At 68.9% G+C, this 11,452-nt stretch carries 8 protein-coding genes; 5 read left to right on the forward strand and 3 right to left on the reverse strand.

The annotated features are described in order from the left end of the window. Positions 1-26: 26 nt before the first annotated feature. Positions 27-809: an SDR family oxidoreductase gene (locus tag ABZ420_RS32510; RefSeq protein WP_357130998.1), complete on the reverse strand. Its 783-nt coding sequence runs from the start codon at positions 807-809 to the stop codon at positions 27-29. A 151-nt stretch (positions 810-960) separates the two neighbouring features. Here ABZ420_RS32510 and ABZ420_RS32515 point away from each other — a divergent pair, with 151 nt between their 5' ends. The 4 genes from ABZ420_RS32515 to ABZ420_RS32530 are packed head-to-tail and all read left to right on the forward strand — an operon-like array spanning position 961 to position 6,936. After that, positions 961-2,307 carry a lipase family protein gene (locus ABZ420_RS32515; protein ID WP_357131001.1) on the forward strand — a complete coding sequence of 449 codons (1,347 nt, stop codon included), beginning with the start codon at positions 961-963 and terminating at the stop codon, positions 2,305-2,307. 59 nt (positions 2,308-2,366) lie between these two features. Then, on the forward strand, positions 2,367-3,179 hold the full coding sequence (gene trmB, locus ABZ420_RS32520) for a tRNA (guanosine(46)-N7)-methyltransferase TrmB (RefSeq protein WP_357131004.1): 813 nt from the start codon (positions 2,367-2,369) through the stop codon (positions 3,177-3,179). Further along, positions 3,176-3,904, forward strand: a complete 729-nt coding sequence (locus tag ABZ420_RS32525) for an NYN domain-containing protein (protein ID WP_357131007.1) — start codon at positions 3,176-3,178, stop codon at positions 3,902-3,904. The genes trmB and ABZ420_RS32525 overlap by 4 nt, the downstream gene beginning before the upstream one ends. After that, entirely contained in the window at positions 3,904-6,936 is a 3,033-nt protein-coding gene (locus tag ABZ420_RS32530; RefSeq protein ID WP_357131010.1) for an MMPL family transporter, read from the forward strand. Before ABZ420_RS32525 ends, ABZ420_RS32530 begins: the two co-directional genes overlap by 1 nt. Positions 6,937-7,153: 217 nt before the next feature. Here ABZ420_RS32530 and ABZ420_RS32535 read toward each other — a convergent pair whose 3' ends face one another. Together ABZ420_RS32535 and ABZ420_RS32540 are read right to left on the reverse strand one after the other, a co-directional pair. Then, positions 7,154-8,761 carry a DUF2339 domain-containing protein gene (locus tag ABZ420_RS32535; protein ID WP_357131013.1) on the reverse strand — a complete coding sequence of 536 codons (1,608 nt, stop codon included), beginning with the start codon at positions 8,759-8,761 and terminating at the stop codon, positions 7,154-7,156. A gap of 632 nt (positions 8,762-9,393) precedes the next feature. Beyond that, a complete protein-coding gene (locus tag ABZ420_RS32540) occupies positions 9,394-9,846 on the reverse strand; it encodes a hypothetical protein (RefSeq protein WP_357131016.1) in 453 nt (150 codons plus the stop codon). A gap of 347 nt (positions 9,847-10,193) precedes the next feature. Here ABZ420_RS32540 and ABZ420_RS32545 point away from each other — a divergent pair, with 347 nt between their 5' ends. After that, positions 10,194-11,384 (forward strand): helix-turn-helix domain-containing protein, encoded by a 1,191-nt coding sequence (locus ABZ420_RS32545; protein WP_357131019.1) that lies wholly within the window; start codon positions 10,194-10,196, stop codon positions 11,382-11,384. Positions 11,385-11,452: the final 68 nt, after the last annotated feature.

Consider the following 11,452-nt stretch of genomic DNA (forward strand, 5'->3'; position numbering starts at 1 on the left):
TCCGGTCGAGGGACAGGCTCGACCGCTCAGCTGCCACTGAAGTACTTGTTCGCGGTCCGCACCGCCCAGTTCGGCGCGTATTTCGCCACCGTCGCCAGCACTTTGGCCTGCGCGCCGATCTCGTAGTGCACCTTCGGCAGCCGGGCGCGCTTGCGGGTGGCCTCCCAGATCCCTGCGGCGACATCGTCGGCGGTCAGCCGCACACCCAGCGACTTCGTCGTCCCGGTCGTCACACCGTCCACCATGGCCGTGGCCACGAACATCGGCCAGATCGCGAGCACCCGGATGTCGTGGCGCTCCCATTCGAGGTCGAGCGCCTCGGTGAAACTCTTGACCGCCGCCTTGCTGGCACCGTAGCTCGCGAGTTCGGCTTGGCCGTAGATCGCCGACGCCGAGCAGAGGTTGACCACCTGGGCGCCCGGGGTGTCGCGAAGGTACTGGAACGCGCTGTGCGTTCCGGTGAGCACGCCGGTCAGGTTGACCTCGATGATCGCCCGATGGGCTGCGAGTTCGATCGCCTCGAACGGTCCGGCGCGCAGAATGCCCGCGTTGTTGACCAGGATGTCCAGCCGCCCCGTCGCCGCGTGGAACTCCGCGAGCCGCTCCGCCCACTGCGTGGCGTTCGTCACATCCAATACCCCGGTGTGCGCGGCGCCACCGGCGGCTGTGATATCACCGGAAAGCCTGGTCAGCCCGACTTCATCGAGATCGTAAGCCCCGACCTGGTATCCCTGCGCAGCGAAAAGCAAGGCCGTAGCCCGGCCGATACCGGCCGCCGCGCCGGTGATGAATACTGTCGGTCTGCTCATGCCCGGGGAGTCTAGTGCCGGGAACGCCGTGTACTCCGGGGTTCCCAGACGCCCGCCGGTCACTTACCCTGCAGAAGTGGTCGGCACCATAACCGGTGCGCAGCTTCACCTTTCGCATGCGGCAACCGACCTCGACGATGAGGAGGTTGCGATGACCGCGAATGTCATCGGCGCTGTGGACCCGGAGCCCGCCGGTCCCGCGGACCGCAAGCCCCTGCTGCCCAGCCTGGACCCGTTCCATCGACCGCCGAAGGGGTTCGCGGCCAAGGCGCCCGGCACCATCCTGCGCAGCAGGAAGATCGACGTGGCACTGTTCGGAATTGTCCCGCAACAGGTCTCGGCCTGGCAGCTACTGTACCGCAGCTGTGATCTGCACGGGGCGGCGGAAGCGGCGATCACCACGGTCCTGCTGCCGCTGGACGCGGAACCGGACGAGGATCGCCCGCTGCTGGCCTTCCAGACCGCGATGGACGCCGTCACCGAGAAGTGCTCCCCCTCCTACGCCCTTCGCCACGGCGCGCGGGCACTCGGATCGGTCACCCAGTTCGAATGGCTCCTGGTCGCGAACGCGCTGCGGCGCGGCTGGGCGGTGACCATCGCCGACCACGAGGGACCGCACGGGAACTTCGGCGCCCCGCGGGAGCCCGGCTACCGGGCGCTCGACGGCATCCGCGCCGCCCTGCGCTTCGGCCCGCTCGGCCTCGGCCCGCGGACCCGTGTCGCGGTGTGGGGCTACTCCGGCGGCGGCATGGCCAGCTCCTGGACGGTCGAGATGGCGCCGACCTACGCTCCGGAACTCGACATCGTCGGCGCGGTGCTCGGCGCCCCGGTCGGCGACCCGGGCCAGGTCTTCGACCGGCTCAACGGCACCCCCTACGCGGGCCTGCCAGCCATCGTCATCGCCGCCCTGCGCAGGCTGTATCCGGCGTTGAGCTCACTCATCGATGACGAACTGAGCCCCGACGGCCACCGCTTCGTCGTCCGCGCGGAGAACGCGACGCCGTTCGGGGCGATCCTCGGGCTCGCCAACAAGAAGGTGGACGACTTCCTCGACCGCCCGCTCGCCGAGGTACTCGACACCCCGCAGCTGCGGGCGATGTTCGACGACCTGCGGCTCGGCAACGCGACACCCGCCTGCCCACTGCTGGTGGTGCAACCCATCCACGATCAGATCATCCACATCGACGGTATCGACGGTCAGGTAGCGCGCTACCGCCGTGGCGGCGCCGCGGTGACCTACGTCCGCGACCGGCTCAGTGAGCACTTCTCGCTGCTGCCGCTGTCCACGCCGATCAGCCTGGACTGGCTGGCCGACCGGTTGGCCGGACAGCCGGTGCGCGATGTGGGCGACACCACCGTCTGGTCGGTCGCGGCCTCGCCATCGGGCGTGCGCGGCCTGGTGGAAATGGCGGTGACCGCGGCCAAGGTCGCGCTGGGCAGGCCGCTGCGCCAGCAACAGCCCACGGTGACCAGAATCGCGCCCGCACGCGCCGCCTGACCTCCTGCTCAGCGGTCCGCACACAACCGCTTACCGCACCGATCGCGGGATGCTGGACAATGGACGCCGTGAACGACGCCGCGAACCATACTGCCGAGTCAGTTCCGGGCCCGCCGTCCACAGCTTCGGCCCCGGCCGAGGGCGGGCCCAGGCACAAGACCGGCTCCCGCCTGTACCCACGAGTCACCAGCTTCCGGTCGCGCAGGGGCGCGCTGACCGCGACCCAGCAGCAATCCTGGGACCGGATGTGGCCCTCGATCGGCCGCGAGGTCGCCGACGAGCCACTGGACGCGGCCGCCTGGTTCGGCCGCGACGCACCGCTGGTCATCGAGATCGGCTGCGGCACCGGCACCGCGACGGCCGCCATGGCGCAGGCCGAACCGCACCTGAACCTGATCGGCATCGAGGTCTACCAGCCCGGCCTCGCGCAGCTGGTGCAGCGCATCGAGCGCGAAGGGATCGAGAACATCCGCCTGCTGCGCGGAGACGCGGTCGACGTGCTGGAGAACATGATTGCTGCCGAGTCGCTGACCGGCGTCCGAGTGTTCTTCCCCGACCCGTGGCCGAAGGCGCGCCACCACAAGCGACGGCTGCTGCAACCCGCGACGGTCGCGTTGATCGCCAGCCGCCTGAAGCCGGGAGGCGTGCTGCACGTCGCCACCGACCATGCCGACTACGCCGAGCACATCCACACCGTCGGCATGGCGGAACCCCTGTTCGAGGGCCTGAACGAGGCCACGGGCGGGGTCAGCGAGGAGCATCGCGGCACGGCGCCGATCGGTTTCGAGCGTCCCGTCACGAAATTCGAAGGCAAGGCACATCGCGCCGGTAGCGCCATCACCGAGCTCATATGGGGGAAGATCGACCGATGAGCGTCAGTGAAATGGCCCACGAAGTGGTCGATGTTGCCGGGGAGGTGCACGGGGACGGAGCGGAAGGCCTGGGCGGCTCGACGCCGGACGTGCGCCGCGTCCTGTTGGTCTGGGACGCCCCGAATCTCGACATGGGCCTCGGCGCCATTCTCGGCGGTCGCCCCACCGCCGCCTACCGCCCGCGGTTCGACGCGCTCGGCCGCTGGCTGCTGGCCAGGACCGCCGAATTGTCGGTGGGCGCGGTGCACCGCGTGGAACCCGAGGCCACCGTCTTCACCAACATCGCGCCGGGCACCGCCGACGTCGTGCGCCCCTGGGTGGAGGCGCTGCGCAACGTCGGCTACGCGGTCTTCGCCAAACCCAAGATCGACGACGACTCCGACGTCGACGCCGACATGCTGGCGCACATCGCCCTACGCAGTCGCGGCGCGGGCCTGGCGGGCATCATGGTCGCCTCGGCCGACGGCCAAGCCTTCCGCGAGCCGCTGGAGGAACTCGCCGCCAAGGGAGTCCCGGTCCAGGTGCTCGGCTTCCGCGAGCACGCGAGTTGGGCCGTCACATCCGATACTCTCGAATTCATCGACCTCGAGGACATTCCGGGCGTGTTCCGTGAACCGCTGCCCCGGGTGAGCCTCGACTCGCTGCCCGACGAGGGTGCCTGGCTGCAGCCGTTCCGGCCGCTGTCGGCACTGCTCACCTCTCGCCCCGCCCAAGGAGTCGCTTAGTGTTCACACGCTGGGGCGATCTGGTATACCGGCTGCGTTTCGCCGTCATCGGCGTAGTAGTGGCCGGTCTTCTGGCTCTCGGTGGCTACGGCCTCGGGTTGGAGGACCACCTCAGCTCCAGCGGGTGGGATGATCCGACCTCGGAGTCGGCGCGCGCGGCGCGGATCAAAGACGGGGCCTTCGCACGCGATCACAACTCCGACGTAATCGTGTTGTACACGGCGCCGGAGGGCAAAACCATCGATGATCCGGAATTCAGCGGCAAGATCGTCGCGAATCTCGCCGCTCTGCCCCGCGAGCATCCGGACGAGATCACCAAGATCAACGGGATCTACTGGCGGAACGACGCGAATATCCCGGTTCAAACCAGCGTTTTCGGGTCGAAGGACAAGAAGTATGCCTTCGCCTCCATCGCCATCAAGGGCGATAACGACACCGATATGGTGCGCAACTACCGCAAGGTGAAGAACGTCTTCTTCATCCCCGGCGTCGACGTCCAGGTGACCGGGTTGCAGGCCGTAGCGGGCACGTTGAACGACACCATGGCCGACGATCAGAAGCGCATGGAGATCCTCGCCATTCCGGCCGTGGCCCTCCTGCTCTTCTTCATCTTCGGCGGAATCGTCGCCGCCGCGCTGCCCCTGATCGTCGGTGGCCTCACCGTGGTCGGCGCCTGGGGGATCGTCCGCTTCATCACCGAGTTCACCGAGGTGAATTCGTTCGTCTCGCCGGTCGTCTCGATGATCGGCCTCGGGCTTGCCATCGACTACGGCCTGTTCATCGTGAGCCGATTCCGGGAAGAACTCGCCGAGGGTTACAGCACCAAGGCAGCTGTCCGCAGATCGGTGATGACCGCCGGCCGCACCGTGGTGTTCTCCGCCACGATGATCGTCGCCAGCCTCGGCGGCATGCTGCTGTTCCCCCAGGGCTTCCTGAAATCGGTCGCCTACGGCGCCATCGCGACGGTCACCTTGGCGGCACTGACCTCGATCACCGTATTGCCCGCGATGCTGGCGGTGCTCGGCAAGCGCGTCGACATGCTGGGCCTCAAGCGGTTCCGCAAGACGAAGACCGCCGACGAGGTGGAGGGCGGCCTCTGGGGGCAGTCGACCCGCTGGGTGATGAAGCATCCGCTCAAGATCGCGATTCCACTCTGCATCGTCTTGCTGCTGCTGATCATTCCGGTCAAGAACCTGACCTTCGGCGGCATCAACGAGCGGTATCTGCCGCCGGACAATTCGACCCGGCTGGCGCAGAAGCAGTTCGACACGATCTTCCCGCTGCGCAAGTCGGATCCGATCGAACTGGTCTTCGTCGTCGACGATCCCAGCCTCGCTCCCCAGGTGGGCAAGGTGGTGAAGGAGGCGAGCAAAGCGCCCGGGCTGGCCGGCGAATTCGCTTATCCGCCGAGCACAGCTCCCAACGACAAGACCATTTACAACACGTCCGTCACGTTGACCAATTCGGAAGACGCCGATCCGACCATCGAGTACCTGCGCTCGCTGGAATTGCCCGACGGTGTCACCCTGCTCGTCGGCGGCCAGCCGACGATCCAGAAGGACAGCATCGAAGCGCTACTGGGCCGGATGCCCCTGATGATCGCTCTGGTCCTGTTCGTGACGACGCTGCTGATGTTCCTGACCTTCGGGTCGCTGGTGCTGCCGATCAAGGCCGCGCTGATGAGCGCCCTCGGTCTCGGGTCCACGCTCGGCATCCTCACCTGGATCTTCATCGATGGCCACGGCGCGGGCCTGCTGAACTTCACTCCGCAGCCGATCATGTCGCCCGTGCTGGTGCTGATCATCGCGATCATCTACGGTCTGTCGACCGACTACGAAGTCTTCCTGATGTCGCGCATGGTCGAGGCGCGTGCCCAGGGCGCGAGCACCACCGAGGCCGTCCGGATCGGCACCGCGCAGACCGGCCGGATCATCACCGCCGCCGCGCTGATCCTGCTCGTCGTCACCGGCGCGTTCGCCTTCTCCGACCTGGTGATGATGCAGTACATCGCCTACGGCATGATCGCCGCGCTGTTCATCGACGCGACCGTGCTGCGCATGCTGCTGGTCCCGGCGACCATGAAGCTCCTCGGTGACGACTGCTGGTGGGCGCCTGCCTGGATGAAGAAGGTGCAGGAGAAGGTCGGGCTCGGTGAGCCGATCCTCGACGACGAGCGAGTCGGCGGTGACGATCTCGTCGACCTGGTCAAGACCACGCCGATCACCGACCCGGTGACCATGCAGATTCCCGCGGTCGCCGACGCCAACAAGATGCCGCGCAGGCGTAAGCCGCGTACGGTCGCCGAGATCGAGGCCGAAGCGCCCACCAGGCGGCTGGACCGGGTTCCGCCGTCGCCCGCGCCGCAGGCGACGCCCGTGCCTCCGCCGCTCGATCCGAGCAGGCAGCGACCGGAACCGCCGCGAAATGCCACCCCTCCGCAGGGTGAGCCGATTCGCCCGCGGCGGATCTCGCAGGCGCCGAACCCTCCGCGCTCGACGCCGGACCGGACGGAGCAGCGGCCGCCGTCGCCACCCGCGAACCCGCAAGGCCTCGTAGCGCCCCGCCCGATTCCGCCCACGGGTCTGCCGCAGGACCAGAACGCGCCGCACGCCGGTGTGCCGTCGGTTGTTTTCCCCGAGCACAGCCCGCGGCCCGTCGTGTCCTCGGTCACGCCGCCCGCACCGCGCCCGACCGCCGCACCGGAACCCCTTCCGCTGTCCGGCATCTCGCAAGACCCGACCCTCGACCTCGCCCAGCAGCCCGGCGCCCCTCGTGCGGCGCGGCACCTGCCGCCCGAGGTCCCTGGCGCTTTCGACGGTCCCGCTCACCGCGCACCCGAGCCCGAGCCCGAAGCGCCCGCGGAGCCGTACAACGGGCCGGACACGACCAACCGCAGCAGTATCGAGAGCTGGATGGCCGAACTCCGCTCTTCCCGCCGCCACGTCGGCAGGCCCGAGGAGGGCCGCCACCACGGCGGCGACGGCCGCACGGTGAGCGTGAACGAACTCCTGCGCCGCCGCGACCGCGAGTGAGCGTGTAGGCGGCGCAATGGAAACGCCGCCGCGACCTGGCCGGGTAGTTCGCCCGGAAAGAACGCAGCGGCCTTACCGATCCGTGTTTACGGACGCGCTGTGTAGTACCATCAGTCCGGCTTGACGTCCGGAATGTACGGTTCGCATCCGGTGTAGACCGTGCGCGTTCGTTGATCACTGCGATTCGCCGCAAGCAGGACTGCGCACCGGAGGTGGCTCAGTCGACGGTCGTTTCCTCGGGGTTGACGGTTTTCGCATCGGCGAAAGCGCGGGCGTAGCGCGTTCCGGCCAGGAGCAGCAGGATGCCGACGACCAGGAAGGCGGCGACGCGGACCAAGCCGTCCAGGGTGGCCAGGTCGAAGAGGAAGAGTTTGGCCAGCGCGGCCGCCGTGACCAACAGTCCTGAGCCCAAGGCGAGTTTGGCCACGGCGGGTGCGGTGGCGAGCCTGCGCAAACCGAACAGGAGGGCGGCGGTCGCGGCTGCCATCCAGAGGATGGTCGCGGCGCTGTGGCCGACGAGGAAGCCGTTCGGGGTCCGGGTGGCGACGCCGATGGACACCGTGGTCGCGGTGACGGCGTACAACCCGGCGACGCTGGCCGTGATCCATTGCCACTCGTTGCCCGCGGCCGAGCCGGGCACCCGCCGCGCGCACCACAGGGCCACCGCGACCACGCCAAGGGCGAGTACCGCGCCGAGCACGGTCGCCACGCCCAGCTCCGCTTCCGAACGATGCTGTGAGGCGAGGATTTCCGGGCTCGCGACATTCAGCAGTGCGAAGCCGCCGAGCACCGCGAACGCCGTGCCGAGACCCGCCGCCGGACGTGATCTCCGCTGGCCCGCTACGCCCAGGAATGTCAACGCCACCAGGAGCAGCGCCGTGGGGAGCGTTCGCGGCCCGGTCGCACCGACGCACGCCTCGAGCAAGGCGATCGAGCCCGCGACGGCGGCCACGAGCCCGGTGTGTCCCGGAATCCGCAGGTAGGCGTTCAGTTTCGGCACCATGGTCACCGCCGCGACGAGCAGAAGCACTGCGGCGGCGATCGAGGCCACCGAGACCGTGACGAACCGCTCCTCGAACATCCCCGGAGCCACCAGGATCGGCGCGAGCGCCGCCGCCATCGTCAGCGAGGCAGTGACATCGGCGGCCCGATGCCGGACGACGACGAGCGTCCCGGCGACCCCGACCAGCGCGACCGCCACCGCGGCCACGAGCACCCAGGTGCGCTCCTCGGCCGCGGGCGTACCGAGGATCGCCCCCGCGACGAACGCGAACGTCGCCAATACAGCAGGCAAAGTCCGTGTCACGTGCAGATACGGCCAGTTCCGCGTCAATTGCACCGGCACGCAGGCCAGTTGCAACACGATCAAGAACGCGAGCAGGACCAGCCGCGTGGTCAGAACCGGAGACAGCGCCGCCGCGGCGAGCACCACCAGCACCGCGAGAGGCTGCGAACGCCACTGCATCGCCAGCCCGACGCCCGCGGCGGCGACACCGAATGCGACGGCGAGCCCGAGCACCGGATGCAGCCAGTGGTAGACGGCGGTCAGCGCGACGACATCGAGGTAAGCGCCCGCGATACCGGTGGCCGCCAGCGCGATACCGCCGACCCTCCCACCCGACCGCCCGAAGACGCGCATGCCGGTACCCACCAGCGCTGCCGAGAAAGCCGCCCCGGCGACAACCCTCGGCACCGGCCCGAAGAACCCCGCCTGCGCGGCCAATACCAGCAACATCGCGACGCCGATCAGCGTCACCGCGACACCGGCCAGCGCGAGGATCCGGCTGATCACCCCGTCGCGCTGCCACCACGGGGTGTGCGGCACCGGTGCCTTCGCGCGCGGTGGGACAGGCGGTCGAGGCGGCATCGGACCGTGTGCGTTCGGCGGCCACGGAGCAGCACCCCACGCGCCACCGGGCGGCGGGGTGAAACGCGGAGCGTAGTGGGGTTGCGGAGGGGAAACCGGCATACCGGTGGTCGGCGAATGGCCCGGCCATGGCGGCGTCCCGAATGGCACTGCGCCGGACGGAGCACGCCCCGGTCCCGCGAACCCACCCCCGGCAACGGACTCACCCCGCGTACCGGCCGTCCCCCCGCGAGCGTCTCCGGTCACGGACGTAGCCGACGTGTCAGCCGTAGACCCGCGAGCCTTTCCGGCAACGAGTCCACCCGCCGTATCGGATAGGCCGGTATCCCCCTGAACGCCGCCTGTATCCGCGGCGACCTGCTCGTGCAGCAGACGCAGATCCTGGCCGAGCACGCCCAGCTGCGTCCCCAACGTGGTGAACTCGCCGGAGAGCCGCGCGAGCAGCGCCGGATCGATGGAGGTAGTCATGACTCTCATGCTGATTTCCGCGAGGTGCGCGGGCATGAGTAGTTACCCCTGGTAGACAGCCGGGTTCTACCCGACCGGCCCGCACCCGGGGCTGTCGGATACGGACCGGTCACGCCAGGTGGTCAGTAGGTGCGCGAGCCGATGACCTCGTGCACGGCATCGATCACCGCGGCGCGCGGGGGCATGCGCAGGACGCCCGGCGCCGGTTCGCCCGCCCAATGCCAGCCGAGGGCCGTGTCGGAGCTGGGCAGCAGGATGATGCGACCGCCGGGGACCACGGTGACACCGTGACCGGCGAGGCAGCGGCGAACCGGGACTTCGACCGGACGAGCGGGGCTCGGGGGCGTGACGAGGAAGGTCCAGGTGCGTTCGCCGGGGTCGGCGATCACGGGCGCGGTGTGGTTGCGGTCCAACTGGGCCAGCACTTTCCGGCCCAGTTCCGGCGGCATGACGATCGCCCCGATGATGGATCCGGTGGTGATGATCGGGCGTCCGGCCAGAAGCTGGACCGGCAGCCCGTAGGTATGCCGCAGCAGATGCGCGACCTCATGCGGAGTGTGACAGCTCTCGAACATCGCCCTACTCCGCATCACAGAAGCCGAATTCGGTCATAACGGCGGACTTTCGGCATAGCAACCCGCGCTGGTCGCGCATCCCTGTGCGGGGATTCGCGGGAAGAACGCTGACATGGCGCACCGGCCGGGTGGTCTGTGGACCACGCCACGGCGCGCGATCGGCGCGCCCGGCCTGCACGGTGGTATTCGGCATGGTTTTCATCGCCGCCGCCCTTTGCAGTCAAAGTTGCAGAAAGGCAACGGTATTCCAACCAGCAGCGAACGAGTCGTACGCAATGTCCCACTTCGGTAGTCCCAGATAACATAGCGTCGTACTCTGAAACCCAGATTTAACAAAGGACTTGGGTATGGACGATTCGTCGATCGGAGTTCGGATCCGCCAGTTCCGCGGCAAGGCGCTCACCCAGCGTCAGCTCGCCGACCAGGCGGGAGTCAGCGTGGATCTGGTGCGCAAGCTCGAGCAGGGCGGCCGCCAGACCGCCTCCATCGCCAGCTTGCAGAAGATAGCGCGCGCCCTGGACGTGGACATCGCCGATCTGATCGGCAAGCGCCAAGGTGTGCCGTCTACCGATCCGGACGCGGGCATCGTGGCGATCCGCCGCGCCCTGACACCGGTCGACGACCTGCTCGGCGAGACCAAGGAGGAGGCGGCGGTCAGCCTCGACGACGGCCGTCGGGCGGTCGACTACGCCTGGGGCGCCTACTGGTCGGGCCGCTACGAACTGCTGACCTCGATCCTCCCGCCCGGGTTGACCCAGCTCCGCGCCACCGTGCACGCCGCGCGCAACGGTTCGGTCGCGCCTGCCAACGAGTTGCTGGCCCGGATGTACTGGGTGACCGGTTGCACGCTGGTGCATCTCGGCCAGACCGATCCGGCGTTCCTGGCGATCCGGCAGGCGCTCACCGCCGCCGAGCTCGGCAACGACCCCCTGCTGCTGGCCACCATCCGCGGTTCGGTGGCCTGGCAGTTGCTGGTGCAGGGCCGCTACGACGAATCGCGCGGCGTCGCGCTCAACGCGGCCGCGACCCTCGAGCCCTCCGGCGACGTCACGCCGACGCACCTGTCCGCCTACGGCTCGCTGGTGTTGCAGGGCGCGACCGCCGCGGGCCGGGCGCAGGACGTGCGGGACGCGTTGTCCCTGGTCGAGGCCGCGAGCGAAGTCGCAATGCGGATCGGCGTGGACCGGCAGGACTACGAGACCTATTTCGGCCCCTCACAGGTCGTCATGCAGACGGTCGATGTCAACGTCTCCTCCGAGCGCTACCCCGAGGCACTGGCCGCGGCCAAGAACATGCCGGTCAACGGCAGCCTCCCGCAGGCGTCGCGGGCCCGGCACCTCGCCGACACGGCGGTCGCGCTGACGCGCACCGGACAGCACCGGCGCGCGCTGGACGCCTTGCTCACCGCGGAACGGGTGGGCGGCGCGGACTGGCTGAAATACCAGACCCTGCCGCGTCATATCGTGTCCGAACTGCTCGACCACGACCGGAAGATGCCGCTGCGTGCGTTCGCCCGCCGGGTCGGGGTCAACACCTAGGTCGCCGCCCGTTCACCGGCCCGTTCGATCACCTCGTCCAGCACCTCGCGCGAGCGCACGAGATCGTT

Origin of the sequence: Nocardia sp. NPDC005745 (assembly GCF_040630775.1) — a bacterium.
Lineage (GTDB): Bacteria > Actinomycetota > Actinomycetes > Mycobacteriales > Mycobacteriaceae > Nocardia.

What these genes read in the sequence shown, in the direction of transcription:
- trmB (WP_357131004.1), top strand. Translation starts at nt 2,367, where the DNA reads ATGGACGCCGTGAACGACGCCGCGAACCATACTGCCGAGTCAGTTCCG.
- ABZ420_RS32515 (WP_357131001.1), top strand. Translation starts at nt 961, where the DNA reads ATGACCGCGAATGTCATCGGCGCTGTGGACCCGGAGCCCGCCGGTCCC.
- ABZ420_RS32510 (WP_357130998.1), bottom strand. Translation starts at nt 809, where the DNA reads ATGAGCAGACCGACAGTATTCATCACCGGCGCGGCGGCCGGTATCGGC.
- ABZ420_RS32540 (WP_357131016.1), bottom strand. Translation starts at nt 9,846, where the DNA reads ATGTTCGAGAGCTGTCACACTCCGCATGAGGTCGCGCATCTGCTGCGG.
- ABZ420_RS32545 (WP_357131019.1), top strand. Translation starts at nt 10,194, where the DNA reads ATGGACGATTCGTCGATCGGAGTTCGGATCCGCCAGTTCCGCGGCAAG.
- ABZ420_RS32525 (WP_357131007.1), top strand. Translation starts at nt 3,176, where the DNA reads ATGAGCGTCAGTGAAATGGCCCACGAAGTGGTCGATGTTGCCGGGGAG.